This is a genomic window from Rugamonas sp., assembly GCF_025354735.1.
In the GTDB taxonomy this organism is placed as follows: Bacteria; Pseudomonadota; Gammaproteobacteria; order Burkholderiales; family Burkholderiaceae_D; genus Rugamonas.
This window is the reverse complement of record NZ_JANXMI010000157.1, coordinates 1-26,017: the sequence shown is the minus strand read 5'-3', so window position 1 is coordinate 26,017 and position 26,017 is coordinate 1. Positions and strand designations below refer to the sequence as shown.

Sequence of the window (26,017 nt, the reverse complement as noted above, 5' to 3'; positions counted from 1 at the left end):
GGTTAGCGGGCGCGCAGCGCGTCGGCGCAGTCGCGCACCAGGGACGGGCCGGCGTAGATCAGGCCGCTGTACAACTGCACCAGCTGGGCGCCCGCCTCGATCTTGACCTTGGCGTCGGCGCCGCGCATGATGCCGCCCACGCCGATGATCGGCAGGGCGTCGCCCAGCTCGGCCTTGAGCAGGCGGATCACCGTGTTGGACAGCTCGAACACCGGCGCGCCGGACAGGCCGCCCGTTTCGGCGCCGTGCTGCATGCCGTCGACGGCGGCGCGGCTGAGCGTGGTGTTGGTGGCGATCACGCCGTCGATTTTGTGGCGCAGCAGCGCGTCGGCGATGTTCTTGACTTGTTCGCCATCCATGTCGGGCGCGATCTTCAGCGCCAGCGGCACGTAGCGCTGGTGCCGGTCGGCCAGGCGCGCCTGCGCCGATTTCAACTGCGACAACAGGCCGTCGAGTTCCGAGCCGCCTTGCAGCTGGCGCAAATTCTTGGTGTTGGGCGAAGAAATATTGACCGTCACATAACTGGCGTAGGGATAGACTTTTTCCAGGCACAGCAGGTAATCGTCGGCCGCGCGCTCGATCGGCGTGTCGGCGTTCTTGCCGATGTTCAAGCCCAGCACGCCGAGCTTGTCCTGGTAAAACTTCGACGCCTGCACATTGGCGACGAAGGCGTCGACGCCGCCGTTGTTGAAGCCCATGCGGTTGATGATGGCGTGCGCGCCCGGCAGGCGGAACATGCGCGGCTTGGGATTGCCGGCCTGGGCCCGCGGCGTCACGGTGCCGACCTCGATCGAGCCGAAGCCGAGGTCGGCCAGCGCGTCGATGTAGGCGCCGTCCTTGTCGAGGCCGGCGGCCAGGCCGACCGGGTTCTTGAAGGTGATGCCCATGACGGTGCGCGGATCGGCCGGCGGTGGCGTGAGCAGCCGGGTCAAACCCAGCGCGGCGGCGCGTTTCAGGGCGGGCAGGGTGAAGTGGTGGGCCGCTTCGGCGTCCATCGCGAACAGCAGCGGACGGGCCAGGGAGTACAGGAATTTTTCGGTCATGGGGGCGCTCAGGATAAGTTGGCGGTATTTTACCGTGTCCTGCTGGCGCCGCCCGGCTTTATGGCGCCGGGTCCAGCACGCTCCACTGGCCCTTGATGCGCGCTTCCAGCGGCTTGAAGTTGACCTTGTACGACATCTTCGGACTGTCGGCGATCCAGTAGCCGAGGTAGACGTAGGACAGCTTCAGTTCGCGCGCCTGCTCGATCTGCCACAGCACGTTGTAGGTGCCGTAGGACGCGCCGGCGACGTCGGGGTCGAAGAAGGTGTAGACCGACGACAGCCCGTCCGACAGCACGTCGATGATGCTGACCATGCGCAGCGTGCCGTCCGGTTCGCGGAATTCGACCAGCCGCGTGTTGACCCGGCTTTGCAGCAGGAATTGCGCGTACTGGTCGCGGCTGTCCTGGTCCATGCCGCCGCCGGCGTGGCGCTTGCTCTGGTAGCGCAGATAGAGCGCGTAGTGTTCGTCCGAAAACAGCAGCGAGGCCACGCCCGTGCGCAGCGTGCCGTGCCTGGCCCACGCGCGGCGCTGGCCGCGGCTGGGCTGGAACAGTTGCGCCACCACGCGTACCGGGATGCAAGCCTGGCAGCCGTCGCAATAGGGCCGGTAGGTGAAGATGCCGCTGCGGCGGAAGCCGTTCTTGACCAGCTCGGAATACACGTCGGCATTGATGAGATGGGATGGCGTGGCCACCTGCGAGCGTGCCTGCCGCGCATCGAGATAGCTGCAAGGATAGGGCGCCGTCGTGTAAAACTGTAGCGTCGCGAAGGGCAGGTCGTTGAGATGCGTCATGCGCGTCCTATCGTTACGGGGGCAACAATCGGGATCGAAGTCGGTCTGTCCATATCATAGCGCGTAGTCGGGCTTTCGGCGCGGTCGTGCAATAGTTGTTGCTTTTAAGCCGGCTCAGCCGAATGGGGCTTGCGGCCGCCAGTCGGTGATCGCCGGCAGCGCGATGCTGTCGCGCAAATGGGCCATGAAGCGCGCGCGCGAAATCGGCGCCGCGCCCAGCGAGGCCAGGTGCGCGGTTTCTTGCTGGCAGTCGATCATGGCCACGCCGTGGGCGCGCAAAAAATGCACCAGGTAGGCCAGCGCGATCTTGGAGCCGTCGGTGACGCGGGCGAACATCGATTCGCCGTAAAACATGCGGCCTATGGCCACGCCGTAGGCGCCGCCGACCAGTTCGCCGTCCAGCCACAGCTCGGCCGAGTGCGCGTAGCCGAGCCGGTGCAGGCCGCTGTAGCCGGCGATGATGTCGTCCGAAATCCAGGTGCCGGGGCCGTCCCGGCGCGGCGCGGCGCAGGCCCGCATGACGGCCTCGAAGGCGCTGTCGAAGCGCACCTGCCAGCGGCCGTCGGTGGCGGCGCTGCGGGCCACCTTGCGCAGGGTCTTCTTCAGGCTGTCGGCGACGCGGAAGCGCTCCGTCATCAGCACCATGCGCGGATCGGTGCTCCACCACAGTATCGGCTGGCCCTCGGAAAACCAGGGGAAGATGCCGCGCTGATAAGCCGCCAGCAGGCGCTGCGGCGACAGGTCGGCGCCGGCCGCCAGCAGGCCGGGCGCGTCGTCGGTGAGCGCTTCGGAAACGTCGGGGAAGGGGGTGTGCGCGTCTAGCCAGGGGATCATGGCCGGCTCAAAGGTCCGAGCGCATCGGCCGGTTGATGTCCAGCGTGTGGAAGCCGTAGCCACCGTTGCCATATCCTTTGCCGTCGGCGGCGCGCATGCGGGCGCGGTCGGCGAAGAACAGCTCGAGCGTCGTGCGTATCGTCGGGAAGGCCAGCTCGTCCCACGGGATTTGCGCTTCGCTGAACATTCGCACGTCCAGGCTTTCCTCGCCGGGCGCGAAGTCGAGGTCGGTCAGCGTGGCCAGGTAAAACATGTGGACCTGGTGCACGCGCGCCACGTTGAGCAGCGTGAACAGCGGCCCCAGCGTGATGTGCGCGCCCGCTTCCTCGACCGTTTCGCGCAGCGCCGCTTCGGCCGTGGTCTCGTTGTTTTCCATGAAGCCGGCCGGCAGCGTCCAAAAGCCCAGGCGCGGTTCGATGGCGCGCTTGCACAGCAGCACTTTCAATACGCCATCGGCTTCCCAGACGGGAATCGAGCCCAGCACCATTTTCGGATTTTCATAGTGGATGGTCGCGCAGTGGCCGCAGACGTAGCGGAGGCGGTTGTCGCCGGCCGGGATGGCCTGGGCGACCGGATGGGCGCATTCGGAACAAAATTTCATGGGTGGGAGCTCAGGTCGTGTATGTGCTTACTTTACACCGATTGCGCCGTTTATGGCGGCCGGCGGCCACGCCGTCATAGGGCGGGCGGGACGCTATGCGCCTGGCGGTCTGAATTAATTAGGACTATCGCGCACGATAGTGGGATTAAGATTGCCTAAGTTGCCGATCTGCCCTATAATACATGCACAGACGCGGGGTGGAGCAGTCTGGCAGCTCGTCGGGCTCATAACCCGAAGGTCGCAGGTTCAAATCCTGTCCCCGCAACCAGATATATAAAGCCGTTGATTCTTCCAAGAATCAACGGCTTTTGTCTTTTCCGGCCCGGTTTTTTTGGAGGCCATCCTCAGTCGATATACATTGCTGATTGTCAAAGCATCCCCTATAACGACTAGGTGTCCACTTCAAGGAATACCATGAATGCAGTCGCAAGCTTGCGCAGGACCATGGCCGGCGCCGTGCTGGCAGGGCTGACGGTGCTGGCCGGAAGCGCGATGGCCGCCAACGGCGATTCGTCCGCGTCGGCCGCCTCCGAGAAAATCTCCATCGGCACCATGTCGATCCTGACGGCGCCGCTGGTCAGCGTGGCCGGCTCGGCGCGGGGCGATTCCGGCCTGGCGCAGGGTTCGGCGACGGCCGTCGTCGGCGGCGCTTATGTCGTCAGCGGCGTGGGGCAGGGCGCGGGCGAGACGGTGGAAGTGATCCTGTCGTCGGCCGCGTCGGCGGCCAGGCTGTCGGTCACGCTGAGCGGCAAAGCCGTCCATGCGATCGGCATGTCGGTCGGCACGACAGTGCAAGTGGTGTCCGAAACCACGGGCACGCTGCTGCTCGCTTCCGGCCAGGTCGTGGCCTTCATACCGAACGCGCTGGGTCAGGCGCTGCTGTCGCAGCAACGCTTGCCGGAGCAATGATCGCGCCGCTGAAGGCGGCGGGGACGCGGGTCGCGCTGAGCATCGGGCTGAGCATCGGCTTGAACCTGGCCCTGTGCATGGCGCCCGCCTTTGCCGGACAGGCTTGCACGGACCATCCCATCACCCGCACCGCGCTTGAGAACGCGTTGACCACCAGCGCGAATGTGCAGGCGGCGCTGAACGCCTCGGGCGGCGAGGTGGCCATCGTCGGACGGCAGGGCAATGATCTGTCCGAATATGGCTTGAAATACACCCATGCTGGCTTCGTCTTCCGGGCGGCGCCGGACCAGCCGTGGCGCGTCTATGAATTGCTCAACCAGTGCGGTACGGCCGACTCCGAGTTATGGGTCGACGGCCTCGCCAATTTTTTCCTCGACGATCCGTTCACGTTCGACGCGGTGCTGATCGTGCCGCCGCCTGCGGTGGCGGCCAGGCTGGCGCGGCTGCTGGGCCAGCCGGCGCAGCTGCACCACTTTCACGAGCGCCAATACAATATGGTCGCCTATCCGTTTTCGACCCGATACCAGAACTCGAACCAGTGGCTGCTGGAATTGCTGGCCGCCGCCGAGGCCAGCGACGTGCGCGTGCGCGACCGCGAACAGGCGCAGGCATGGCTGAAGCTGGTCGGCTATCGGCCGACGGAAATGCACATCGGGCCGCTGACCCGGCTGGGCGGACGCATGTTCAAGGCCAACGTCGCGTTCGACGATCACCCGAATCAGCTGCGTTTTTCCGACCGCATCAACGTGGTGACGGTGGAATCGATCATGGCGTTTGTGCGCCAGCGCGACGAGGGCTGGACCATCTTGGAGCTCAAGAGCGGGCATTGAAGGGCGCGTCGGCCGGGCCGGGCGCGCCCCGCGGACTCAGGCTGCGCGGCGTGGCAGCTTCCAGTCGGGACGGACGAAGTGGCAGGTGTAGCCGTTCGGCAGGCGCTCCAGATAATCCTGATGCTCCGGTTCCGCTTCCCAGAAGTCGCTGGCGGCGGTCACTTCGGTGACGGCTTTGGCCGGCCACAGGCCGGAGGCGTCGACGTCGGCGATGGTGTCGAGCGCGACGCGCTGCTGTTCCGGGCTGGTATAGAAAATCGCCGAGCGGTAGCTGGTGCCGATATCGTTGCCCTGGCGGTTCTTGGTGCTCGGATCGTGGATCTGGAAGAAGAATTCCAGCAGCTCGCGATAGCTGGTCAGGGCCGGATCGAAGACGATTTCGATGGCTTCGGCGTGGCTGCCGTGGTTGCGATAGGTCGCGTTCGGGACGTCGCCGCCGCTGTAGCCGACGCGCGTCGAGATCACGCCCGCGCGTTTGCGCACGAGATCTTGCACGCCCCAAAAGCAGCCGCCGGCGAGTATGGCAGTTTCTGTAGTCATGGTAATTCCTTTAACGCTAGATAGATGCTTGAATGAATCTGGCCGGCGTGCCGCCCGATGCGTGCGCCGGCCGTCCGAGAGCGTCTATGTTACCCGCGATCGGCGCATCTTGCTCAGCGCCGCGCGGCGGCCGGGATCGCAGCCGGGGTCGCAATCGGGGTCGCGACGGGAGTGATGGGGGCGATGGCGGGACCGACGGCGGGCGGACGCGCCGGCGGCTGCGGCCGGTGGCTGCGCGGGCGCGATATCGGCCACGCGCTGGCGGCGTTGGCGCCATCGTGGGCGCGCGTGCCGGGCATCTGCGCGAACGCGGCCCAGGCCAGGGCGAAAGCGGCGGCGGCGCGCGCCAGATTGGCCAGCTTCATCATCGACCTCCTGCCGTGGTTCCGAAGGGGAATGGGCAGTGTGGGCGTGGATGCCCCGGTCGCTATTGCGCGACGACAAGTAGCGAACGGTTTAGGCCGTGAGATGGTGTTTCAGCGGTTTTATTTTTGGCACGCCATTTTTTCGGGCCTGCCACACATCCAGATAGGCCAGTTGACGCGCCGGTTTAGGTGCGTGGCGCGCTTGTATGCCCGCCTTGCTCCCTTGCTCAAAGAACGCCTGCGGGCCTTTGTGGCGGAATGACTTAATCATTCCGCAGCGTATAGCGTAGCGTTTCGCGTATCAAATGGAATATGCTCGCGATACCGACGGCATCAAGTCGCCAGCGTCCTTTATAACCGTGCCGCAGTCCTGCCGTAGCGCGAGGGTCAAGCGGATTTGTCGTCGTCGTCGGTCGAGGCTTGGCGCGGGTGCAGGCTGGCCCACAAATGGGCCGCCGCCATCGTGCGGTGCGGCCGGTAGCGTTCGAGGATTTTTTCCGTCTGCGCGATGTCGGGCCGCGCCTCGCCGCCGAGCAGGTGATGGAGCGCGGTGCGGATCGCGACGTCGCCATGCAGCGAGCAGTCGGCGTAGCCGTATCCTCGCAGCAGTCCATAGTTGACGGTCCACGGGCCTATGCCCTTGACCGCCAGCAGCGCCGCCGCCACCGCGTCGATGCCGCGCGACGGCGTCAGCTCCAGCGCCAGTTCGCCGCTGTCGACCAGGCGCGCCAGGCGCAGCAAGGTCTCCGCCTTGGCGCGCGAAAATTTGCGGCCGGTGAGCGCGTCGACGTCCAGCCGCGCCGCCTCGGCCGCCGCCGGATAGCACCACAGGCCGCCGCCGTGCCGGCGCCCGGCCAGCAGCACGAAGCTGCGCCGCAGCGCGATCGCGAACGGCAGGTTGATTTGCTGGCCGATGATGGCCCACGTCAGCGCCTCGAACAGGGTGGCCGACTGCACGATGCGCAGGCCGGGCTGGGCCCGCGTCAACGCGCCGAACAGCTTATCGTCGGCCGCGAAATCGAGGAAGGGCTGCGGATCGATGCGCAGGCCGAGGATGTTGAGCACGACGTCGCGCGCGGCCGCCTCCAGCGCCGGCGTCGGCGCGCCGTCGGCCAGCACGGTGCAGCTGGCGCTGGCGAGCGCCGCATCGAAAGCGATATCGAATTCCAGCGCCACGCCGCCGAGCAGCACGCCCTTGCGCAAGCGGCGCGCGCCCACCTGCTCGGCCAGGCTTTCCTGATCGCGGCTGTGGAACGCCAGCACATCGTCGAGCCGGTAGCCGGCCGGCAGCGCCAGCGGCCACCGCATCGCCGCCGCGCTCATGCCGCCGGCGCCTTGCGCGGCGCGCCGAAATGGGGACGGAAGCCCGTCACCAGCGCGGTGCCGACGATGACGACGGCGGCGCCGACCAGCGTGTACCAGCCGACGATCTCGTTCAGGAACAGCGTGCCCCACAAGATGCCGAACAGCGGCGTGAGGAAGGTCACGGTCAGCGCCGACGTCGCGCCGACATCGGCGATCAAGCGGAAGTACAGCAGATAGGCGACGCCGCTGCACACCACGCCGAGCGCCAGCACGGCGCCCATGATGCCGATGGTGGGCACGCCCGGCGCCGGGAAGAAGGGCAGCGCCGGCAAGACCATCAGCGCGGCGGCCCACATGCTGCCGTGGGCGTTGGCGAACGGATCGATCTTTTTCGCGGACTTGGCGTAGGTGCTGGCGACGCCGTAGTTAAAGGAGGCGAACAGCGCGGCCGCGATCGCCAGCGCGGCGCCGGGACGCGCGCTGACATGGTCGAAGCCGACCAGCAGCGCCACGCCGCAAGTGCCCAGCGCGAGGCCCAGCAGCACGCGCCCGCTCACCATGTGGCGCGACCACGCGGCGCTAATCAGGGCGCCCCAGATCGGCGCGGTGGCGTTCAGCACCGACAGCAGCGACGCCGACAAGGTGCCGGCGGCGTAGGCGAACAGCAGGAAGGGCAGGCCGGAGTTGAAGCAGCCGAGGACCAGATAATGCTTCCAGTGCTGGCGCAGATGCAGCGGCTTTTTCAGCAGCGCGCCGACGATGGCGAGGAACACGGCGGCCGACAGCAGGCGGTATTCGATCATCACGGCGGGGCCCAGCACGGGCGCGGCGATGCGCATGAAGAGGAAAGAGCAGCCCCAGATCGACGCCAGGAAAACCAGCCGCAGTAAATTGGACGCGCTCATGCCTGCCCCTCGATGTAAAGACGCCATTGTCGCTCACTTGCGGGCGGCTGGCACGCCGATTCTTGCGATTGAATTATGCGGGGCGGATTTTAAGTGGCCGGCGGCCGATCAAGAGCGCGGCGCTACGAGATATCGACCAGGCAGGCGTCGCTTTCGGCCGACGTTAGCGCGGCCGCGTGCTGGATTTGCAGCGCGGCCGGCACGCCGTTTTTCACCGCCGTCAATTCAGCGAGTATCGAGATCGCGATTTCGGCCGGCGTCTTGCTGCCGATGTAAAGTCCGATCGGACCATGCAGGCGCGCCAGCTGTACCGGCGTGACGTCGAATTGCAGCAGGCGTTCGCGCCGCTTGGCGTTGTTGGCGCGCGAGCCGATGGCGCCGACATAAAACGCGGCCGACTTGAGCGCCTCCATCAAGGCCAGGTCATCGAGCTTGGGATCGTGCGTCAGCGCGACGACGGCGCTGCGGTGGTCGAGCTTCAGTTCCAGCACCAGGTCGTCCGGCATGGCGTGCACCAGCTGCACGCCGTCGACGTGCCAGCCGGCGCGGTATTCTTCGCGCGGATCGCAGACGATGACGCTGTAGTCCATCGCGATCGCGATCTGCGCCAGAAAGCGCGACAGCTGGCCGGCGCCGATGATGAGCAAACGCCAGCGCGGACCGTGCAGCGTCACCATGTGCCGCTGCGTCACCTGCATCACGGCGCCGGCGGGAGCGACGGCCAGCGTGACGGCGCCGCTGTGCAGGTCGAGCGTGCGCTGCACCAGCTCATGGCGTTCCAGCCGTTGCAGCAGTTCGGCCACCTGGCTGTGGGGGCCGAGCGGTTCGATCGCCAGTTCGATGGTGCCGCCGCAGGGCAGGCCGAAACGGTGGGCCTCGTCGGCGCTGATGCCGTAGCTGACGATTTCCGGCGCCGTGCGCACGATGCCGTGGGTGCGCACGTGGGCGATCAAATCATCCTCGATGCAGCCGCCCGAGACCGAGCCGACCACGCGGCCGTCGTCGCAGATGGCCAGTGTGGCGCCGATAGGGCGCGGGCTGGAACCCCAGGTTTTGATGACGGTGACCAGTTCGCAGCGGTGGCCGCCGGCGATCCATTCGGCGCTGGTTTTTAATACTTCGAGGTCGATGCTATCCATGTTTTGCCACTCCGTGCTTCCGATGCGTATCACCGCGAGCTATGGAATATACTATGGCTCTCCAAAGCTTGCAGGAAGTGGTCATGGTCAAGAGTGTCAACAAGAATGCCAACGCCGATGACGGTACGCCCAAGTTCGGGCGCCTGCTGATCGTGCTGATATTGTGCGTGCTGTTTTGCGTCTTCATGACCTGGCTGATGGCCGAGGTCTTCCCCAATTTTCCCAACTTTTAATCGCCGGGCCAAGGACCGGGGCCGGGCCTTAACGCATCTTGCAGATGACGCTCAAGGCGTTGTCGTAAGGGCTGTCCGGCACCACGTCTTCGGCGTTGAATTTTTCGTATTTATAGTTTTCGACCGGCTCGCCCTTGCCCATCGCTTCCGGATAAAAAACCTGCGACAGCAAGGTGGTGGTGCGCTCGTCGCAGGAATACAGATGCAGCGCCTTCACCGAGCGATAGCTCTTGCCCTCGGGCGTGGTCTGGTCGGCGCTGAAGCTGTGTAGCGACCAGACCTTGCGCACCTTGTCCATCTTGATGATGCTGCCCTTGTCGATGTAGAAGCTGCTGCCGCTGCCATTGCTGACGCGCGCCCACTGCGCCGCGCCGGCGTTGACGCTCAATCCGGCGCCGAGGACCAGCAACAGCATCAGGCAGATTTTTTTCATCGCGCTTGCTCGCTCAAAGATTCAAACAATTATGGCAGCAGCGGCTTTTTCGCCGACTGCTTTGCCTTGATCTCGGCCACCGTGCGGTCGATGCCGGCCAGCCGCTGCGCCACGCCCGGATGCGTGGCCGTATAGCCGTTCAATACGGAGGCCGGATATTGCGACGACAGCCGCTGCCAGAACGCGTGCGCGTGTTCGACGTTGTAATTGGCGCGCGCCAGCAGGTACAGGGCCAGGCGGTCGGCCGCCACGTCGAAGTCCGGCGGCACCGGCTTGACGCCCGCGCTGCCGATCAGGATGGACAGGTCCGGCCGCACCGCGACCAGATCGTCGATGATGCTGCCGATGGTGTTCGTCATGCGCAGCGTGCCGGCATGGCCCAGCATGTTGTGCGCCATGTCGGTCGCCAGCACGAAGGCGATGGCCTCGTCGCTCTGCGCGAAGTTGACCATGCCGCGCGTGATGAGCACGCGCGTGCCGTCGGCGTAGGAATTGATATTGTCCGCGTTGCCCAGGTCGACCTTGAACGCGCAGGCGCGCGTGTACGGGATCTTCAAGCCTTCGGCGAGGCCGCCGCGCTTGACCGACAAGGCCAGCATGGCGTGGTCACCGGCCAGCGCGCCGAAGATGGCGGCGGCGCTGGTTTCCGCGTTGGGGCCCGTCGGCAGCGGCTTGCCCTCCACCGCGACCAGGGCGTCGCCCTTGCGCAGGCCGGCGCGCGCGGCGCCGCTTCCGGGCAGCACGCCCGACACCTGCAGGCGGTCGCCGTAGCCGAGCACCGCGTGCGCGGCGTCGGCGAAGTCGCCCGGATACGAGTATTTGTTCTTGGCCGTGAAGCCGAGCAGATTGCGGGCCTGGGCCTTGCACAAGTCGGCGTTATCGATCAGCAGCGGCGCGGCCACGCGATACAGGCGGTCCTGGATCTCGACCATGCGCGTCAAGTCGCTTTGGGCGGCCGCCATTTTCGCGGTCAGCGGCGGCGCTTCTTCCACCACCGGCTTGGCGGGCGGCGTCGGCGGTGCCGGCGGCGGCGCCGGTTTGAACACCGAACAAGCGGACAACATCAGCGCCGCGGTGAGCGTGGCGACGGTCTTGATATTTCCTGCAAGCTGTTGGCCCATCCGTGGCGCGCCTTTCTTATGGTGTGCTGATTGTGTGCTTGGAGTTTGCTAAGTGTGTGCTTAGTGTTTGCCGGTGCTGCCGAAACCGCCGGCGCCGCGTGCGCTGGTGTCGAAGTCGTCGACGATATTGAAGCCGACCTGTAACACCGGCACGATGACGAGCTGCGCCAGCCGTTCCATCGGGTTCAGGGTGAAGGCGCCGTGGCCGCGGTTCCAGGTCGAGATCATCAGCTGTCCTTGATAATCGGAGTCGATCAAGCCTACCAGATTCCCCAGCACGATGCCGTTTTTGTGGCCCATGCCGCTGCGTGGCAAAATCATCGCCGCGTAGCCGGGATCGGCCACGTGGATCGCCAGGCCGGTCGGAATGAGCACGGTCTGGCCGGCTTCGATGACGATGGGCGCATCGATGCAGGCGCGCAGATCGAGGCCGGCGCTGCCCGGGGTGGCGTAGGCCGGCAGCTGGTCCTTCATGCGCGGGTCGAGAATTTTGACGTCGATATTTTTCATGGTATGGCTAATGTATGGCTAGTGTTGGTTAGCGGAGGGAGCTGCGATTTTATTCGCCCTTCCGGCCGCGCTGATTGACGCGTATCGATGCTTATTGAAACAGCGAGTGGGCGGCGATCCGCTTGGAGATTTCAGAAATGAGCTGGCGCGCCAGCGTGAGCTTGTCGGCGCGCGGCAAAATGGTGTGGCCGTTTTCGTCGAACAGGATGATGGTGTTGTCGTCCTGGCCGAAAGTGTGGTGGCCGATATTACCGACCAGCAGAGGGATGCCTTTTTTCTCGCGCTTGGCGGCGCCGAAGGCCAGCAGGTTTTCCGATTCGGCGGCGAAGCCGACGCAGTAAGGGTAGCCGGCGACGCTGGTGCGCGCGGCGACCTTGGCCAGGATGTCGGGATTTTCGAGGAACTTCAGTTCCGGCACCGAGCCGTCGGCGGCCTTTTTCATTTTCTGGTCGCTGGCGTTGGCCACGCGCCAGTCGGCCACCGCCGCCACGGCGATGAACACGTGCTGGCCGCCGACCGATTCCATCACGGCGTCGTGCATCTGCTGCGCGCTCTGCACGTTGATGCGCTGGACGCCGTGCGGCGTCGCCAGCGCGGTCGGACCGGAGACGAGTATGACCTCGGCGCCGGCTTCGCGCGCCGCGCGCGCCACCGCGTAACCCATTTTGCCGGACGACAGATTGGTGATGCCGCGCACCGGATCGATGGCCTCGAAGGTCGGACCGGCCGTGATCAGGATGCGTTTACCGGCCAGCACTTTCGGCTGGAACGAGGCGATCAGTTCTTCCAGCAGCTGCTGCGGCTCCAGCATGCGGCCCAGGCCCACTTCGCCGCAAGCCTGTTCGCCGGCGGCCGGCCCGAACAGGGTGATGCCGTCGTCGCGCAGCTGCTGCGCGTTGCGCTGGGTGGCCGGGTTCTGCCACATCTCCACGTTCATCGCCGGCGCCACCAGCAGCGGCATCGCGTGCGGGCGGGCCAGGCACATGGTCGACAGCAGATCGTCGCAGACGCCGTGCGCCAGCTTGGCCATGAAGTCGGCCGAGCAGGGCGCGATCAGCATCGCGTCGGCGTCGCGCGTGACGTCGATGTGCGCCATATTGTTGTCCACGCGCGGGTCCCACTGGCTGCTGTAGACCCGCTGGCCCGACAGCGCCTGCATGGTGACGGCGGTGATGAAGTGGGTGGCGGCGTCGGTCATCACCACCTGCACCGTGGCGCCGGCCTTGGTCAGGGCGCGGCACAGTTCCGCCGCCTTGTAGCAGGCCACGCCGCCGGTCAGGCCGAGGACGATTTTTTTACCGGTCAGTTCCATGGTGCGGTTCCAGTGTTCTGTATCAGCGATTGACGCGGCGCAGTTCATCGAGGATAAACAGCGCGGCGCCCAGCGTGATGGCCGAATCGGCCAGGTTGAAGGCCGGGAAGTGGCCGAGCGCGGCGTGATGGAAATCGAGGAAGTCGATCACGTGGCCGTAGGCCAGGCGGTCGATGACGTTGCCGATGGCGCCGCCCATGATGAGCGCGAGCGCCCAGCAGAACAGGCGCTGGCCGGCGTGCTTCTTGAGCAGGTAGACGATGTAGGCGACGGCGCCGATGCCGATGGCCGTGAACAGGTAACGCTGCCAGCCGCTTTCGCTGCCGAGGAAGCTGAAGGCGGCGCCGCGGTTGTAGGCCAACGTCAGGTTGAAGAAGGACGTGACGAGTCGCTCCTCGCCCAGGTGCAGCATCTTGTTGACGGTGATTTTGCTCAGCTGGTCGAACAGGATGACGATGGCGGCGATGCCCAGCCACGGCGTCAGGCTGGTTTTCGATTTTGCCGAAAAGCGGTTTTTATTAGTGGCCATGTGTGATTCAAAGAGTGTCGTGGCCACCGCCGCGCCGGGGCGCGGCGGCGGAACCGGGATAGCTGGAATTTAAGCGTACTTGCGCCGTTCCCCGGCGCCGAACAGGTTGCTGTGGCAGCGGCCGCACAGCGTCGGATGGTCGGCGTGCGAGCCGACGTCGGCGCGGTAGTGCCAGCAGCGCTCGCACTTTTCCGCGCTCGACGCGGCGACGACGACGGCTTCTTCCGCTTCGCTCGCCACTTCGACGGCCGTGGCCTGCGAGGTGATGAAGACGAATTTGAGGTCGTCGTCCAGGCCTGCCAGCAGCTGGTATTTATCGCCGGCGGCCTTGATGCTCAGCTCCGCCTGCAAGGACGAGCCGATCGCGCCCGAGGTGCGCAGGTCTTCGAGCTCCTTGGTGACGACGGTGCGCACGGCGCGCAGCGCGTTGTACTTGGCCAGCAGCACTTCGGCGTCGGCCTGTTCCGGCAGCGGCCACCAGGTTTGCGTGAAGATGGTTTCAGCGCTGGCCTGGTAGGCTTGTTCGCCGGCGAAGATGGTCCACGCTTCTTCGGCCGTGAACGACAGCGCCGGCGCCATCACGCGCAGCAGGCTTTGCGTGATGTGCCACAGCGCGGTCTGCGCCGAACGGCGCGCGGGCGAGGTCAGGGCCGACGTGTAGAGGCGGTCCTTGAGGATGTCGAGGTAGAAGCCGCCCAGGTCTTCGGAGCAGAAATTCTGCAGCTTCGAGTACACCGGCTGGAATTCGTACTGCTCGTAGTGGGCGACGATTTCCGCCTGGAGCGCGGCCATGTTGGCGATCGCGTAGCGGTCGATTTCGAGCAGCCCGGCGACCGGCACGGCGTCCTTGGACGGATCGAAGTCCGAGGTGTTCGCCAGCAGGAAGCGCAGCGTGTTGCGGATGCGGCGATACGATTCGGTGACGCGCTTGAGGATCTCGTCGGAGATCGACAGCTCGCCCGTGTAATCGGTGGTGGCGACCCACAGGCGCAGGATGTCGGCGCCCAGTTTGTTCGACACGTCCTGCGGCGAGACCGTGTTGCCGACCGACTTGGACATCTTCTTGCCCTCGCCGTCGACGACGAAGCCGTGCGTCAGCAAGGCCTTGTACGGCGGCGCGCCGTTGAGCATCGAGGACGTCAGCAGCGACGAGTGGAACCAGCCGCGGTGCTGGTCCGAACCTTCCAGGTACAGGTCGGCCGGGAAGGCCAGCTGCTGCTGGTGCGAGCCGCGCAGAACGGTTTGGTGGGTGGTGCCGGAGTCGAACCAGACGTCGAGCGTGTCCTTGTTCTTCACGTAGGATGCGGCTTCGTCGCCGATCAAATCCTTCAGGTCCAGCGCCAGCCAGGCGTCGATGCCGCTCTTCTCGATCAACTGGGCCACTTGCTCCAGCAGCTCCGACGTGCGCGGATGGAGCTCGCCGGTTTCCTTGTGGATGACGAAGGCCATCGGCACGCCCCACTGGCGCTGGCGCGACAGCGTCCAGTCGGGACGATTGGCGATCATGCCGTGCAGGCGCGCCTGGCCCCAGTCCGGGTAGAACTTGGTGTCGGCGATGCCTTGCAGCGCCGTTTGACGCAGCGTGGCGCCGCCGTCTTTCGGCGTGGTGTCCATGCCGGCGAACCACTGCGACGTGGCGCGGTAGATGATCGGCGTTTTATGGCGCCAGCAGTGCATGTAGCTGTGGTCGAACATCTTCACTTCGAACAGCGCGCCGGCGTCGGTCAGGGCGGCGCAGATCGGCTTGGACGCTTCCCAGATCGTCATGCCGCCGAACAGCGGCAGCGAGGGCACGAATTTACCGTCGCCTATCACCGGCGTGAGGATGTCGTCGTCCTTCATGCCGTGCGCGCGGCAGGAGATAAAGTCGTCGAGGCCATAGGCCGGCGCCGAGTGGACCACGCCGGTGCCGCTTTCGGTGGTGACGTAATCGGCCAGGTACATCGGCGACAGGCGGTCGTAGAACGCGTCGCGCGCGGCCAGCGGGTGCCGGAAGCTGATGCCGGCCAGCGCGGCGCCGTCGCAGGTGGCGATGGTCGTGCCTTCGAGCTTGTAGCGCGCCAGGCAGGAAACCACCAGGTCCTGCGCCAGGATCAGCAGCAAAGGCTGGCCGTCGCGCGCGGTTTCGACCAGCGCGTATTTGATTTCCGGATTGACGTTCAGCGCCTGGTTGGACGGGATGGTCCACGGCGTGGTGGTCCAGATGACGATGTAGCCGTTTTCGGTCGGCAGCTTGGGCAGGCCGAAGGCCGCGGCCAGCTGCTCGAACTGGGCGAACTTGAAGCCGACGTCGATGGCCGGGTCGCGCTTGTCCTGGTATTCGACTTCCGCCTCGGCCAGCGCGGACTCGCAGTTGAAGCACCAGTTGACCGGTTTCAGGCCGCGATACACATAGCCTTTTTCCAGCAGCTTGCCGAGGGCGCGCAGTTCGTCGGCCTCGTTCGAATAATTCATCGTCAGGTAAGGGTTGTCCCATTCACCGAGCACGCCGAGGCGGATGAAGTCCTTGCGCTGGCGGTCGACCTGCTCGAGCGCGTAGGCGCGGGCCTTGGTCAGCACGTCGGCGGTCGGCAGGTTTTTGCCGTACTGTTTTTCGATCTGGATTTCGATCGGCATGCCGTGGCAATCCCAGCCCGGCACATAGGGCGCGTCGTAGCCGGACAGGCCGCGCGCCTTGACCACCATGTCTTTGAGGATCTTGTTGACGGCGTGGCCGATGTGGATGTCGCCGTTGGCATACGGCGGGCCGTCGTGCAGGATGAATTTAGGACGGCCGGCGGCGGCCTTGCGCACGCGCTCGTAGATTTTTTTCTCTTGCCATTCCTTGACCCATTGCGGCTCGCGCTTGGCCATGTCGCCGCGCATGGGGAAGGGCGTTTCGGTCATGTTGACCGGGTATTTGCTGTCGGGCTTTTTGCCCTGCTTGGCGGCGGGCGGATTTTGCGGAGCGGCGGGTTTGCTGGTATCGGACATGGTTTTCTTTTAGGTGACTTATCTGGGTATGCGGGTGGTGCCGGCGCGCGCGGCGCGGCGTCAAAAATGCGGCGCTAAATTCGGTCGGTGGCCGTGACGGCGGCGCTGCGCTGGGCGAAGTGGCCGCGGGCGATGGCGGCGTCGCGCTCGATGGCGGCGGTCAGCGTCGGCAGGTCGATGTATTTTTCCTCGTCGCGTATCTTGTGCAGGAATTCGACCCGCACCTGCTTGCCGTAGCACTGCCGGCTGAAATCGAACAGGTGCACTTCCAGCAGCACGCGGCCGCTGTCGTCGACGGTGGGGCGCACGCCGAGGCTGGCGACGGCCGGCAGCGGCCCGTCGGCCAGGCCGTGGACTTGCACGGTGAAGATGCCGGACAGCGCGGGGCGGTGCGGCACGCGCAGATTGAGGGTGGGGAAGCCGAGCGTGCGGCCCAGTTTCTGGCCGTGGATGACGTGGCCGGAAATCGCGTAGGGATGGCCGAGCAGCTGTTCGGCGCGCGCGAAATCGCCGTCGGCCAGGGCGCTGCGCACGGCCGACGAGGAGATGCGTATGCTGCCGTTCATCACCGTCGGCAGGGTTTCGACGTGGAAGCCGTATTCTAGGCCGGCCTGCTGCAACATGGCGACGTTGCCGGCGCGCTTGGCGCCGTAGCAAAAGTCGTCGCCGACCATCAGCCATTTGACGTGCAAGCCTTCGACCAGCACTTTTTTGGTGAATTCCTGCGGCGACAGCGCGGCGAAGGGCGCCGAGAAGTGCTCGACGATGACGCGGGCGATGCCGTGGTCGGACAGCGATTGCAGCTTGTCGCGCAGGTTGGCGATGCGCGGCGGCGCCGTGGACAGGTCGCCGGCGCGCGCGGCGAAAAATTCGCGCGGGTGCGGCTCGAACGTCATCACGGCCGCTTCCAGGCCGAGGCCGGTGGCGGCGTCGCGCACGCGGCCGAGCAATGCCTGGTGGCCGAGGTGGACACCGTCAAAGTTGCCGATGGTGAGAGCACACGGCGCGCGTGCCGCTGCGTTGGGAAGACCGCGAAATACCTTCATGGGAATCTTGGGGGAAATCTGTCGCTAAACAGGGGATTATACGGACTGTTTCAGGGATTCACACCCGGAATGGGGAGCGCGGCGGTTTTCCGGCTGTTAAAAAGGCAAAAAGCGCGGCTTGCCGGGGCAAACTGCGCTTTTTTGATGCTGAAATGCGGGGCATCCGGCGCTGCGGCCATCGTCCCGTTATCGCGGCAACCCCGGCAATTACATAGGATGGTTGATTTGCAGCGTCCAGTAACGGGCCAGGTCGGCGGCGCCGTCCGTGCCTTTGACCGTCTTGAAGGTCGCCAGCGCGGCGGCTTTCTTGCCGGCTTGCATTTGAGCGATGCCCAGATGCAGTTTCAACGCGTCGGGACGCTTGGCCGTGTCCATCTTGACAGCCTGGTTCATCAGGTCCAGGCCCTTGTCGGCCTTGCCGGCGGTGACCAGACCGAAGCCCAGGTCGCCCAAGCCATCGGCGTCCCTGTTCTTAATCAGCTCGGCTTCCTGGGTGGGCTCGGACTTTTCGCCGTCGGCCAGGGTCTTGGCGGCCAGGTCTTTCAAGCGCTGTTGACGGGCGGCATCGGCGCCGACGCCGAGGATGGATTTCTTGTAACCCTGGTCGACGATCTTGACGGCTTCGGCCGGGTTGCCCGCTTGCAGAGACAACTGGCTCATTTCCATGTATTCGCCCGGCTTGGTCAGCAGGCCGTTGGCCATGCGCAGACGCAGCACGTCCAGCGACAGCGCGCTGGAGAAGCCCGGCTTGCCCGACACGCGGTTGAGCAGGTCGGCCCAGTAGCTGGACTTGGGATAGCTGCCGGCCAGTTTTTCCAGGGTCTGCACGTAGCCGGCCTTGTCGTTCTGTTTCAGCTGGATGTTGGCGAGCATTTGCAGCTGGCCTTCATTCGGGTTCTTGGACGCGTTGATGTCCTTGGCCGCTTCGGCGTATTTGCCGCTGATGTAATAGGTCTGGGTCAGCAGATCGTGCATCTGGGCGTTGTTCGGATTGTCTTTCAGCGAACGCTCGATCCAGGTGATCGCTTTCGGATAGTCCTTGGCGCGGTAATAGATGCCGGCCAGGGCTTCGGTGAATTTCGGGGCTTCGGCGCCGGACAGCTTGCCGGAGTTGATCAGGTATTCGAAGGCCTTGGCGGCCGCGTCGTTGTCGCCGGCGGCGGCGGCGGCGGAAGCGCGCACGCGTTCGATCAAATACGTTTCATTGGGGGACTTGCCGCCGATGGCGTCGGCTTCCTTCAGCTTGGCCAGGGCTTCTTTGTTCTTGCCTGCCGATGCCAGTTTCTGTGCTTCTTGCAGTGGTTTGCCGACTTCAGCGCGCACGGTGTCGGCGGCGTAAGCGATCGAGCTCAGGCCAACGACAGGAACGGCTGCGGTGAAACCGATGGCGGCCATTACCAGGCCGAGATGAGCGAGACGAAACTTGGACATGGGGAAGATATCTTTCATCATAAATGCGAAATAGGCAGGACTATCCTGCCTATCGTTCAAATAAAGGGAACGTACTGCTTATTGGAACTGCTCGTTGCCGACCAGGCCAATCTTGGTCACGCCCAGACGCTGGGCCGAAGCCATCACGCCGGCCACAACCTTGTACGCGACCAGCTTGTTCGGACGCAAGTGCACTTCCGGCTGATCGGCCTGAGCGGCCACTTCGACCAGCTTCGCTTCCAGCGATGGACGATCCGGCACGATGGTGTTGTCCCACAGAATGGTGCCGTCGAAGTCGACATCAATCGTGACCACGACCGGGTCCTTGATAGGCGGTGGCGGGGTGCCGACCGGCATGTTCAAGTTGACCGAGTGGTTGGCCTTCGGAATCGTGATAATCAACATGATAATCAGCACCAGCATCACATCGATGAGGGGCGTCATGTTCATTTCCATCATTGGTTCTGGATCAGCGTTCTTGGCGCCTCCGGAAGAACCGACATTCATACTCATGGTGTTTCCTTCTAAGAAGTTCAACGGGGTCGGCGTCGCCGCCACCCAGTTGATCTGGGACTGGTCCCGGCCGGGCGTCGCCGCCGCGGCCGGGCAGGGAATTAACCCTTATCTGGCGGTTCGGTAATGAAACCGACTTTTTGGATACCAGCGCGCTGGGTGGTGAAGATTACTTTACCGATGAACTCGTAACGAGTTTCCTGGTCGCCGCGGACATGAACTTCCGGCTGCGGTAACTTCACTGCCTCAACCTTCAGAAAATCGAACAACTCATTCGTGTCCTTCATTTTCTTCTGATTCCAGTAGATGTCGCCGTCCTTGTTGACAACGATGTTGACATCTTCCGGTTTGGTCTGAATCACCTGGTTGGTCTCTTGCGGCAGAGCTATCTTCTGCAGCTTGAGGACGACCGGGCTCGTGATCAGGAAGATGATCAGCAGAACCAACATGATGTCGACGAGCGGCGTCGTGTTGATTTCTGACATGACTGCATCTTCTTCTCCGCTATCGGAGCCTACGGACATCGACATGGTGGTTATCCGATCTTTTTAGCGCCGGCAGCGCGGCCAGCTTCGCTGGTCGACATCGCGCCCGAGATCAGGACCGAGTGCACGTCGGCGCTGAAGGAGCGGACATCTTCCATGGCGGATTTGTTACGACGCACCAGCCAGTTGTAACCCAGCACGGCAGGAACAGCGACGAACAGGCCGAAGGCGGTCATGATCAGCGCTTCGCCCACCGGGCCGGCGACTTTGTCGATCGACGCGTTACCGGTCATACCGATGTTGGTCAGCGCGTTGTAAATACCCCAAACGGTACCGAACAGACCGATGAACGGTGCGGTCGAGCCGACGGTGGCCAGGAAGGACAGGCCGTCTTGCAGACGCGACTGGACTTTGTCCACGGCGCGCTGGATCGACATCGTCACCCAGGTCGACAGGTCGATCTGTTCCAGCAGGGCGCCGTCGTGGTGGGCGGTGGCCTTGGTGCCGGTTTCAGCGATGAAGCGGAATGGCGAGCCGTCTTTCAGCGCGGCCGAACCGGCGGCGATCGAGGAAGCTTTCCAGAACTTGGCCGAGGTTTCTTTCGACTGCTTGAAGATCTTCATCTGGTCGATCAGCTTGGTGACCATGATGTACCACGAACCCATCGACATGATCGACAAGATGATCAGGGTGCCGCGCGACACGAAGCCGCCATTCCACACTGCCTGGAAGCCGAATGGATTTTCGACTTCATCGGTCTTGCCTGCTGCTGGTGCTGCCGGTGCTGGAGCTGCTGCTGCTGGAGCCGCCGCATCCGCTGCTGGAGCGGCTGCTGGGGCCGAAGCGGCTGCCGAGGCAGGCGCGTCAGCGAATGCTGGGGCGCTTACCAGGGCGGTGGCTGCGGTCACCGAAAACAGCACAGCGGCCAGTACAGCGGACAAACGGGTATTCTTAAACATGCTTCCTCCAAATTAATAAAATAATCAGATCGCTGAACCAAAGGACAACGAAACTACAAGTTGAGACGTTGCTGCCGTCCCGGTTTTAATCCAGCGTCCAAACGTATGCCACTGGTGCCCACGATTGTTCCGGTTTGCCGTCGGTCGTGCCCGGTTTGAATTTGCACTTGCTCAGCGCACCGATAGCCGCTTTGTCCAAGTCGCGGAAGCCACTGGACTTGACGATCTGGGCCTCAACCACGTGACCGTCTAGACCGATGAGGAACTTCAGCGTCGAAGTACCGGTCTCTTCATTGCGCAACGAGCTCTTCGGGTACTCCGGTTTGGCGCAGGTGCTCATGTCAGCCACGGCGTTGACGTGGATGCCGGTTGCCGCTGCCTTTGCGGGCGGTGCGGGCGGGGCCGGAGGCGCTTTTTGCAAATCGTTCGTTGCCGGTTTGACGTTGGTCGCCGAGGCGATCACGTTTTGCACCGGCGGCGGTTGCTGCACGTTCACCTCAACTGGCGGGATGAAAGGCGGTGGTGGCGCTTTCATTTCCGGCGGCGGCGGCGGCGGCGGCAGCTCCTTCGGTGGAGGAGGTTTCACTTCCTCGATGATCTTGGTCTCAACCGGTTCCACCATTTTGGTGATTAACCGCTTCCCCAAGCCCGTCACGATCCCATAAGCGACCAGGATATGCAACAAAACGACAATGGTAATGCCAGTAAAGTTCTTCCCGGCGTTTTTCTCGTTGTGCGTAAAATTCATGCCTGCTTTCTCCAATACCAACTCTTTTTGTTGCTACTAAACCCCAAAATGGCGACACAAAACGGCAGCCGCATCCGGGACGTCGGCGAATTATACATACGAATTCTTGATTTTACATAGAATTTTAATCCCTAAAACCGGTTAAATTTCATGCATTTAGCCCGTGTGCAAACGATACCAGACGAGGCCACTTGCACCGTTCTGGTTCAAAAATCAAGTTACCGCGGCACGGTTTTGGCGCAGCCGCGCGGAATCGGGAATTAAGTTTTCCGATCCCGTCCAAAACGGAATATTGTGAGTGGCATACCAATAGTCGCAATGGAAAATTCGGTGCATGTCCTTGCTTTTGATTAACTTCTGCTCAAAGCACTAGACAAGCACACATGAGCAAGAAGCGCGCCAGCCCTGTCGGGCCGACGCGCTATCTCGCCTGCGCTATGCAATATATAGGGGATCAGCTATTACGGGCGCGCTTTTCGCGTTTGACTTCCAGCAGGCCGACCACGTCGCCGTTCGGCGCCACCGTTTCGAGGTGGACGTCGAAGCCCCACAGGCGGGCGACGTGCTTGAGCACCTCGTTCGATTGCGGGTTCAGCGGACGGCGCTGGAACTGCGTGTGGCGCAGCGTCAGCGCGCGGTCGTCGCGGGTGTTGACGGACCAGACCTGGATGTTGGGCTCGCGGTTGCCCAGGTTGTACTGCTCGGCCAGCTGCTGGCGCACATATTTATAGCCGAGGTCGTCGTGGATGGCCGAGATGGCCAGCTTTTCATTGTGGTCGTCGTCGAGCACGGCGAAGAAGTGGAATTCCCGTATCAGCTTGGGCGACAGGTATTGGGCGATGAAACTCTCGTCCTTGAAATTGCGCATGGCGAAGTCCAGCGTCTTGCGCCAGTCGCTGCCGGCGATGTCGGGGAACCACTCGCGGTCCTCGGGCGTCGGATGCTCGCAGATGCGGCGGATGTCGGTCATCATGGCGAAGCCGAGCGCGTAGGGGTTGATGCCGCTGTAATAAGGACTGTTGACGGGCGGCTGGTAGACCACGTTGGTGTGGCTCTTCAAAAACTCCATCATGAAGCCGTCGGCGACGACGCCCTCGTCATACAGCTGGTTCAAGATGGTGTAGTGCCAGAACGTGGCCCAGCCCTCGTTCATCACCTGGGTCTGGCGCTGCGGATAAAAGTATTGCGAAATCTTGCGCACGATGCGGACCATCTCGCGCTGCCACGGTTCGAGCAGCGGCGCGTATTTTTCGATGAAGTAGAGCAGGTTTTCCTCGGGCTCGGGCGGGAAGCGCGCTTGCTTGCGGTCGACCTCCTCCTCTTCGCGCCGCGGCAGCGTGCGCCACAGCTCGTTGATCTGCGACTGCACATAGGCTTCGCGTTCTTTTTGCCGGGCCCGTTCCTGCGCCATCGACAGCTTGGCCGGCCGCTTGTAGCGGTCGACGCCGTAGTTCTGGATGGCGTGGCAGGAATCGAGCAGCAGCTCGACGGCGTCGATGCCGTGGCGCTGCTCGCATTCGGCGATGTAATTCTTGGCGAACACCATGTAGTCGACGATGGCGTCGGCATCGGTCCAGGTGCGGAACAGGTAGTTGCCCTTGAAGAAGGAGTTGTGGCCGTAGGCCGCGTGGGCGATCACCAGCGCCTGCATGGTCAGGCTGTTCTCTTCCATTAAATAGGCGATGCAGGGACTGGAGTTGATGACGATTTCATAGGCTAGGCCCATCTGGCCGCGCTTGTAGCCTTTTTCCGTCGACAGGAAATGCTTGCCGAACGACCAGTGGTTGTAGGACACCGGCATGCCGACCGAGGTGTAGGCGTCCATCATCTGCTCGGCGCTGATGATTTCAAGCTGGTTGGGATAGGTGTCGAGGCCGAAGCCCTCGGCCACGCGGCGGATTTCCTCGTGGGCCTGCTCGATCAGCTCGAACGTCCATTCCGACTGGGCCGGCAGGGCGCGCGGGTGGCGCGGCTTTTTCGTCATGTCGTTCATGGCGGCTCGCTTATTTCGTCTGCTTCTTGAACAGTTCGCGGAACACCGGATAGATATCGGCCGGCGTGACTATTTTCTGCATCGCGAAATGCGGGTGGTGGTCCGGGATCTGCGCATACTGTTCCCACAGGTTCTGCGGCGGCCCGTCGGTGATTTCGACGTAGGTGTAATACTGCACCTTGGGCATGATGGTGTTGATGAGCAGCTGGCGGCACATCATCGAGTCGTTGTCCCAGTTGTCGCCGTCCGAGGCCTGCGCCACATAGCTGTTCCACTGGCCGGCGCCGTAGCGCTCCTCGATGATCTTGTCGAGCAGGTGCAGCGCCGACGACACCACCGTGCCGCCCGATTCGCGCGAATGGAAGAATTCGTTTTCGTCGACCTCGGCGGCGGCCGTGTGGTGGCGGATGAAGACCACCTCGATCTTGTCGTAGGCGCGCTTGAGGAATAAATACAGCAGGATGAAGAAGCGCTTGGCCGTGTCCTTGCGGCTCTCGTCCATGGAGCCGGACACGTCCATGATGCAAAACATCACCGCCTGCGTCATCGGCTTGGGCACCTTGATGCGGTTGGAATAGCGCAGGTCGAAGGGGTCGATGAAGGGGATGGCCAGCAGCCGCGTGTGCAGGTGGTGGATCAGCTTTTTGAGCTCCATTACATAAGGGTCTTCCATCGGCGCGCCGGCCAGCAGCAGCGCTTCGAGTTTGCGCTCGGCCTCCAGCACGCGCTTGCGCGAGCTGCCGCCGACGGCGATGCGCCGCCCCAGCGCGCCGCGCAGCGAACGCAGCACGTGGATGTTGGACGGCGTGCCCGACATATTGTAGCCGGCGCGCTGGTTCTTGAATTCCGTGGTCGCCGTCAACTGCGTCTTTATCATGTGCGGCAATTCCAGGTCTTCGAAGAAGTAATTCATGAATTCTTCGCGCGAGAGCTCGAAGATGAAATCGTCCTCGCTCATCTGGTCGCTATTGCCGGCCTTGCCGCGGCCGGCGCCGCCGCCGCCCTTGGGCCGGGCGATCTGGTCGCCCTTCAGATATTCCTGGTTGCCCGGATTGATGGTTTCCCACACGCCGCCGTGGGCGTGGCCGAAGGAGGGCTCGCCCACGTCCTTGACGGGGATGGAGACCTTTTCGCCGTTTTCGATATCGGTGATCGAGCGCCCCTTGATGGCGCGCCCGACCGCGTCCTTGATTTGACTCTTGTAGCGCCGCAAGAACCGTTCGCGGTTGACCGCGGACTTGTTCTTGCCTTGCAAACGACGGTCGATGAGGTAAGTCAAAAGATGCCTCCTGCTGCGGTTGCTGCGTGCGGTTGCTGCGACTGCCCGGTTACGGCGAGCGGATCAGGACGACTTCCTCACGCGTAAATACCATTCGCACAACAGCCGGACCTGTTTCGCCGTATAACCTTTTTCCACCATGCGGGCGACGAAGTCGGCATGCTTGTTGGCGTCCTCGGCGCTGGCCTTGGCGTTGAACGATATCACCGGCAGCAATTCCTCGGTGTTGGAGAACATCTTCTTCTCTATCACGGTGCGGAACTTTTCATAACTGGTCCAGGCCGGATTCTTGCCGCCGTTGTTGGCCCGCGCCCGCAAGCCGAAGTTGACGATCTCGTTGCGGAAATCCTTGGGGTTGGAGATGCCGGCCGGCTTTTCGATTTTCTCCAGCTCGTTGTTCAGCGATTCGCGGTCGAAGCTCTCGCCGGTGTCGGGATCACGATACTCCTGATCCTGGATCCAGAAGTCGGCGAACGTCACGTAGCGGTCGAAAATATTCTGGCCGTATTCGGAATAGCTTTCCAGGTAGGCGGTCTGGATTTCCTTGCCGATGAACTCGACGTATTTCTGCGCCAGGTGCTCTTTGATATAAGAGAAGTATTTCTGCTCGGTCTCGGGCGGGAACTGCTCGCGCTCGACCTGCTGCTCCAGCACATATAAGAGGTGGACCGGATTGGCCGCCACTTCCGTCGTGTCGAAGTTGAACACCTTGGACAGGATCTTGAAGGCGAAGCGGGTCGACAGCCCGTTCATGCCCTCGTCGACGCCGGCGTAGTCGACATACTCGTGCATCGACTTGGCCTTGGGATCGGTGTCCTTGAGGTTTTCGCCGTCGTAGACGAGCATCTTGCTGAAGATGCTGGAGTTTTCCGGGTCTTTCAGGCGCGACAGGATGGCGAACTGCACCATCATCTTCAGCGTGCCGGGCGCGCACGGCGCCTGGTACAGCGAGGAATTGGCCACCAGCTTGTCGTAAATCTTGATCTCGTCGTTCACGCGCAGGCAGTAGGGCACCTTGACGATGTAGATGCGGTCGAGGAAGGCTTCGTTGTTGCGGTTGTTTTTAAACGTTTTCCATTCCGACTCGTTGGAGTGGGCCAGGATGATGCCGTCGAAGGGGATGGCGCCGAAGCCTTCCGTGCCCTTGTAGTTGCCTTCCTGGGTGGCCGTCAGCAGCGGGTGCAGCAC

General features: G+C 63.4%; 28 protein-coding genes, 1 tRNA gene and 1 pseudogene. 5 read left to right on the top strand and 25 right to left on the bottom strand.

Annotated elements, in window-relative coordinates:
- Positions 1–2 precede the first annotated feature (2 nt).
- The 4 genes from Q0S71_RS13205 to Q0S71_RS13190 form a co-directional block, all read right to left on the bottom strand.
- On the bottom strand, positions 3–1,043 hold the full coding sequence (locus Q0S71_RS13205; RefSeq protein ID WP_295996173.1) for a quinone-dependent dihydroorotate dehydrogenase: 1,041 nt from the start codon (positions 1,041–1,043) through the stop codon (positions 3–5).
- Positions 1,044–1,101: 58 nt separating this feature from the next.
- On the bottom strand, positions 1,102–1,836 hold the full coding sequence (locus tag Q0S71_RS13200) for an arginyltransferase (RefSeq protein ID WP_295996170.1): 735 nt from the start codon (positions 1,834–1,836) through the stop codon (positions 1,102–1,104).
- 114 nt (positions 1,837–1,950) lie between these two features.
- Positions 1,951–2,670 carry a leucyl/phenylalanyl-tRNA--protein transferase gene (gene aat / locus Q0S71_RS13195; RefSeq protein ID WP_295996168.1) on the bottom strand — a complete coding sequence of 240 codons (720 nt, stop codon included), beginning with the start codon at positions 2,668–2,670 and terminating at the stop codon, positions 1,951–1,953.
- 7 nt (positions 2,671–2,677) lie between these two features.
- Complete coding sequence (locus Q0S71_RS13190) at positions 2,678–3,271, bottom strand: NUDIX hydrolase (RefSeq protein ID WP_295996167.1); 594 nt, start codon at positions 3,269–3,271, stop codon at positions 2,678–2,680.
- 191 nt (positions 3,272–3,462) lie between these two features.
- Here Q0S71_RS13190 and Q0S71_RS13185 point away from each other — a divergent pair.
- The 3 genes from Q0S71_RS13185 to Q0S71_RS13175 all read left to right on the top strand — a co-directional run bounded on the left by Q0S71_RS13185 (position 3,463) and on the right by Q0S71_RS13175 (position 5,010).
- Positions 3,463–3,539, top strand: a tRNA-Met gene (locus tag Q0S71_RS13185).
- 146 nt (positions 3,540–3,685) lie between these two features.
- Entirely contained in the window at positions 3,686–4,180 is a 495-nt protein-coding gene (locus Q0S71_RS13180) for a hypothetical protein (protein ID WP_295996164.1), read from the top strand.
- Positions 4,177–5,010 carry a DUF2145 domain-containing protein gene (locus tag Q0S71_RS13175; RefSeq protein ID WP_295996161.1) on the top strand — a complete coding sequence of 278 codons (834 nt, stop codon included), beginning with the start codon at positions 4,177–4,179 and terminating at the stop codon, positions 5,008–5,010. Before Q0S71_RS13180 ends, Q0S71_RS13175 begins: the two co-directional genes overlap by 4 nt.
- A gap of 36 nt (positions 5,011–5,046) precedes the next feature.
- Here the strand turns inward: Q0S71_RS13175 and msrA are convergent, their stop codons facing one another.
- From msrA to Q0S71_RS13145, 6 genes and pseudogenes are all read right to left on the bottom strand, one after another.
- Positions 5,047–5,550 (bottom strand): peptide-methionine (S)-S-oxide reductase MsrA, encoded by a 504-nt coding sequence (gene msrA / locus Q0S71_RS13170; protein ID WP_295996159.1) that lies wholly within the window; start codon positions 5,548–5,550, stop codon positions 5,047–5,049.
- Between the two features lie 113 nt (positions 5,551–5,663).
- The gene (locus Q0S71_RS13165) at positions 5,664–5,918 is read right to left on the bottom strand and encodes a hypothetical protein (RefSeq protein WP_295996156.1); all 255 of its coding nucleotides are present in this window, start codon (positions 5,916–5,918) and stop codon (positions 5,664–5,666) included.
- Between the two features lie 154 nt (positions 5,919–6,072).
- Positions 6,073–6,186: pseudogene (locus Q0S71_RS13160) on the bottom strand (peptidase); the annotation flags it as partial.
- 116 nt (positions 6,187–6,302) lie between these two features.
- Positions 6,303–7,238 carry a DNA-3-methyladenine glycosylase 2 gene (locus Q0S71_RS13155; protein ID WP_295996153.1) on the bottom strand — a complete coding sequence of 312 codons (936 nt, stop codon included), beginning with the start codon at positions 7,236–7,238 and terminating at the stop codon, positions 6,303–6,305.
- Positions 7,235–8,125 (bottom strand): DMT family transporter, encoded by an 891-nt coding sequence (locus Q0S71_RS13150; protein WP_295996151.1) that lies wholly within the window; start codon positions 8,123–8,125, stop codon positions 7,235–7,237. The genes Q0S71_RS13155 and Q0S71_RS13150 overlap by 4 nt, the downstream gene beginning before the upstream one ends.
- Before the next feature lie 122 nt (positions 8,126–8,247).
- Positions 8,248–9,264, bottom strand: coding sequence for an XdhC family protein (locus Q0S71_RS13145; RefSeq protein ID WP_295996149.1), 1,017 nt, complete (start codon positions 9,262–9,264; stop codon positions 8,248–8,250).
- 53 nt (positions 9,265–9,317) lie between these two features.
- Between Q0S71_RS13145 and Q0S71_RS13140 the strand changes: the two genes are divergently transcribed.
- Positions 9,318–9,497, top strand: a complete 180-nt coding sequence (locus Q0S71_RS13140) for a hypothetical protein (RefSeq protein ID WP_295996146.1) — start codon at positions 9,318–9,320, stop codon at positions 9,495–9,497.
- A 28-nt stretch (positions 9,498–9,525) separates the two neighbouring features.
- Here the strand turns inward: Q0S71_RS13140 and Q0S71_RS13135 are convergent, their stop codons facing one another.
- The 9 genes from Q0S71_RS13135 to Q0S71_RS13095 all read right to left on the bottom strand — a co-directional run bounded on the left by Q0S71_RS13135 (position 9,526) and on the right by Q0S71_RS13095 (position 19,365).
- Positions 9,526–9,930 (bottom strand): surface-adhesin E family protein, encoded by a 405-nt coding sequence (locus tag Q0S71_RS13135; RefSeq protein ID WP_295996143.1) that lies wholly within the window; start codon positions 9,928–9,930, stop codon positions 9,526–9,528.
- 29 nt (positions 9,931–9,959) lie between these two features.
- A complete protein-coding gene (locus Q0S71_RS13130; RefSeq protein WP_295996140.1) occupies positions 9,960–11,051 on the bottom strand; it encodes a M48 family metallopeptidase in 1,092 nt (363 codons plus the stop codon).
- A 60-nt stretch (positions 11,052–11,111) separates the two neighbouring features.
- A complete protein-coding gene (gene dut, locus Q0S71_RS13125) occupies positions 11,112–11,561 on the bottom strand; it encodes a dUTP diphosphatase (protein WP_295996137.1) in 450 nt (149 codons plus the stop codon).
- Between the two features lie 91 nt (positions 11,562–11,652).
- The gene (gene coaBC, locus Q0S71_RS13120; protein WP_295996133.1) at positions 11,653–12,873 is read right to left on the bottom strand and encodes a bifunctional phosphopantothenoylcysteine decarboxylase/phosphopantothenate--cysteine ligase CoaBC; all 1,221 of its coding nucleotides are present in this window, start codon (positions 12,871–12,873) and stop codon (positions 11,653–11,655) included.
- A 22-nt stretch (positions 12,874–12,895) separates the two neighbouring features.
- Positions 12,896–13,402 carry a signal peptidase II gene (gene lspA / locus Q0S71_RS13115; RefSeq protein WP_295996130.1) on the bottom strand — a complete coding sequence of 169 codons (507 nt, stop codon included), beginning with the start codon at positions 13,400–13,402 and terminating at the stop codon, positions 12,896–12,898.
- A gap of 69 nt (positions 13,403–13,471) precedes the next feature.
- Positions 13,472–16,375: an isoleucine--tRNA ligase gene (ileS, locus tag Q0S71_RS13110; RefSeq protein ID WP_295996127.1), complete on the bottom strand. Its 2,904-nt coding sequence runs from the start codon at positions 16,373–16,375 to the stop codon at positions 13,472–13,474.
- 74 nt (positions 16,376–16,449) lie between these two features.
- The gene (locus Q0S71_RS13105; RefSeq protein ID WP_295996123.1) at positions 16,450–17,421 is read right to left on the bottom strand and encodes a bifunctional riboflavin kinase/FAD synthetase; all 972 of its coding nucleotides are present in this window, start codon (positions 17,419–17,421) and stop codon (positions 16,450–16,452) included.
- Positions 17,422–17,628: 207 nt separating this feature from the next.
- Positions 17,629–18,852: a tetratricopeptide repeat protein gene (locus tag Q0S71_RS13100; protein ID WP_295996120.1), complete on the bottom strand. Its 1,224-nt coding sequence runs from the start codon at positions 18,850–18,852 to the stop codon at positions 17,629–17,631.
- 78 nt (positions 18,853–18,930) lie between these two features.
- Positions 18,931–19,365 (bottom strand): biopolymer transporter ExbD, encoded by a 435-nt coding sequence (locus tag Q0S71_RS13095; protein WP_295996118.1) that lies wholly within the window; start codon positions 19,363–19,365, stop codon positions 18,931–18,933.
- Here Q0S71_RS13095 and Q0S71_RS13090 point away from each other — a divergent pair.
- Positions 19,295–19,492: a hypothetical protein gene (locus tag Q0S71_RS13090; protein ID WP_295996175.1), complete on the top strand. Its 198-nt coding sequence runs from the start codon at positions 19,295–19,297 to the stop codon at positions 19,490–19,492. The genes Q0S71_RS13095 and Q0S71_RS13090 overlap by 71 nt on opposite strands.
- Here the strand turns inward: Q0S71_RS13090 and Q0S71_RS13085 are convergent.
- The 6 genes from Q0S71_RS13085 to Q0S71_RS13060 form a co-directional block, all read right to left on the bottom strand.
- Positions 19,467–19,895 (bottom strand): biopolymer transporter ExbD, encoded by a 429-nt coding sequence (locus tag Q0S71_RS13085; protein WP_295996115.1) that lies wholly within the window; start codon positions 19,893–19,895, stop codon positions 19,467–19,469. The genes Q0S71_RS13090 and Q0S71_RS13085 overlap by 26 nt on opposite strands.
- 5 nt (positions 19,896–19,900) lie before the next feature.
- The gene (locus Q0S71_RS13080; protein ID WP_295996113.1) at positions 19,901–20,809 is read right to left on the bottom strand and encodes a MotA/TolQ/ExbB proton channel family protein; all 909 of its coding nucleotides are present in this window, start codon (positions 20,807–20,809) and stop codon (positions 19,901–19,903) included.
- 85 nt (positions 20,810–20,894) lie between these two features.
- Positions 20,895–21,557, bottom strand: coding sequence for an energy transducer TonB (locus Q0S71_RS13075; RefSeq protein ID WP_295996110.1), 663 nt, complete (start codon positions 21,555–21,557; stop codon positions 20,895–20,897).
- 454 nt (positions 21,558–22,011) lie between these two features.
- Positions 22,012–23,550, bottom strand: a complete 1,539-nt coding sequence (locus tag Q0S71_RS13070; protein ID WP_295996107.1) for a SpoVR family protein — start codon at positions 23,548–23,550, stop codon at positions 22,012–22,014.
- Positions 23,551–23,560: 10 nt separating this feature from the next.
- Positions 23,561–24,829 carry a YeaH/YhbH family protein gene (locus Q0S71_RS13065; RefSeq protein ID WP_295996103.1) on the bottom strand — a complete coding sequence of 423 codons (1,269 nt, stop codon included), beginning with the start codon at positions 24,827–24,829 and terminating at the stop codon, positions 23,561–23,563.
- 63 nt (positions 24,830–24,892) lie between these two features.
- Positions 24,893–26,017, bottom strand: a 1,125-nt coding sequence (locus tag Q0S71_RS13060; protein WP_295996102.1) for a PrkA family serine protein kinase, incomplete at its 5' end; no start/stop codon positions are given.

Bases quoted from the DNA above. Each gene is read 5' to 3' on its own strand.
- Q0S71_RS13205 (WP_295996173.1), bottom strand. From the start codon at position 1,043: ATGACCGAAAAATTCCTGTACTCCCTGGCCCGTCCGCTGCTGTTCGCG.
- Q0S71_RS13200 (WP_295996170.1), bottom strand. From the start codon at position 1,836: ATGACGCATCTCAACGACCTGCCCTTCGCGACGCTACAGTTTTACACG.
- aat (WP_295996168.1), bottom strand. From the start codon at position 2,670: ATGATCCCCTGGCTAGACGCGCACACCCCCTTCCCCGACGTTTCCGAA.
- Q0S71_RS13190 (WP_295996167.1), bottom strand. From the start codon at position 3,271: ATGAAATTTTGTTCCGAATGCGCCCATCCGGTCGCCCAGGCCATCCCG.
- Q0S71_RS13180 (WP_295996164.1), top strand. From the start codon at position 3,686: ATGAATGCAGTCGCAAGCTTGCGCAGGACCATGGCCGGCGCCGTGCTG.
- Q0S71_RS13175 (WP_295996161.1), top strand. From the start codon at position 4,177: ATGATCGCGCCGCTGAAGGCGGCGGGGACGCGGGTCGCGCTGAGCATC.
- msrA (WP_295996159.1), bottom strand. From the start codon at position 5,550: ATGACTACAGAAACTGCCATACTCGCCGGCGGCTGCTTTTGGGGCGTG.
- Q0S71_RS13165 (WP_295996156.1), bottom strand. From the start codon at position 5,918: ATGATGAAGCTGGCCAATCTGGCGCGCGCCGCCGCCGCTTTCGCCCTG.
- Q0S71_RS13155 (WP_295996153.1), bottom strand. From the start codon at position 7,238: ATGAGCGCGGCGGCGATGCGGTGGCCGCTGGCGCTGCCGGCCGGCTAC.
- Q0S71_RS13150 (WP_295996151.1), bottom strand. From the start codon at position 8,125: ATGAGCGCGTCCAATTTACTGCGGCTGGTTTTCCTGGCGTCGATCTGG.
- Q0S71_RS13145 (WP_295996149.1), bottom strand. From the start codon at position 9,264: ATGGATAGCATCGACCTCGAAGTATTAAAAACCAGCGCCGAATGGATC.
- Q0S71_RS13140 (WP_295996146.1), top strand. From the start codon at position 9,318: ATGGCTCTCCAAAGCTTGCAGGAAGTGGTCATGGTCAAGAGTGTCAAC.
- Q0S71_RS13135 (WP_295996143.1), bottom strand. From the start codon at position 9,930: ATGAAAAAAATCTGCCTGATGCTGTTGCTGGTCCTCGGCGCCGGATTG.
- Q0S71_RS13130 (WP_295996140.1), bottom strand. From the start codon at position 11,051: ATGGGCCAACAGCTTGCAGGAAATATCAAGACCGTCGCCACGCTCACC.
- dut (WP_295996137.1), bottom strand. From the start codon at position 11,561: ATGAAAAATATCGACGTCAAAATTCTCGACCCGCGCATGAAGGACCAG.
- coaBC (WP_295996133.1), bottom strand. From the start codon at position 12,873: ATGGAACTGACCGGTAAAAAAATCGTCCTCGGCCTGACCGGCGGCGTG.
- lspA (WP_295996130.1), bottom strand. From the start codon at position 13,402: ATGGCCACTAATAAAAACCGCTTTTCGGCAAAATCGAAAACCAGCCTG.
- ileS (WP_295996127.1), bottom strand. From the start codon at position 16,375: ATGTCCGATACCAGCAAACCCGCCGCTCCGCAAAATCCGCCCGCCGCC.
- Q0S71_RS13105 (WP_295996123.1), bottom strand. From the start codon at position 17,421: ATGAAGGTATTTCGCGGTCTTCCCAACGCAGCGGCACGCGCGCCGTGT.
- Q0S71_RS13100 (WP_295996120.1), bottom strand. From the start codon at position 18,852: ATGTCCAAGTTTCGTCTCGCTCATCTCGGCCTGGTAATGGCCGCCATC.
- Q0S71_RS13090 (WP_295996175.1), top strand. From the start codon at position 19,295: ATGTTCATTTCCATCATTGGTTCTGGATCAGCGTTCTTGGCGCCTCCG.
- Q0S71_RS13095 (WP_295996118.1), bottom strand. From the start codon at position 19,365: ATGAGTATGAATGTCGGTTCTTCCGGAGGCGCCAAGAACGCTGATCCA.
- Q0S71_RS13085 (WP_295996115.1), bottom strand. From the start codon at position 19,895: ATGTCGATGTCCGTAGGCTCCGATAGCGGAGAAGAAGATGCAGTCATG.
- Q0S71_RS13080 (WP_295996113.1), bottom strand. From the start codon at position 20,809: ATGTTTAAGAATACCCGTTTGTCCGCTGTACTGGCCGCTGTGCTGTTT.
- Q0S71_RS13075 (WP_295996110.1), bottom strand. From the start codon at position 21,557: ATGAATTTTACGCACAACGAGAAAAACGCCGGGAAGAACTTTACTGGC.
- Q0S71_RS13070 (WP_295996107.1), bottom strand. From the start codon at position 23,550: ATGAACGACATGACGAAAAAGCCGCGCCACCCGCGCGCCCTGCCGGCC.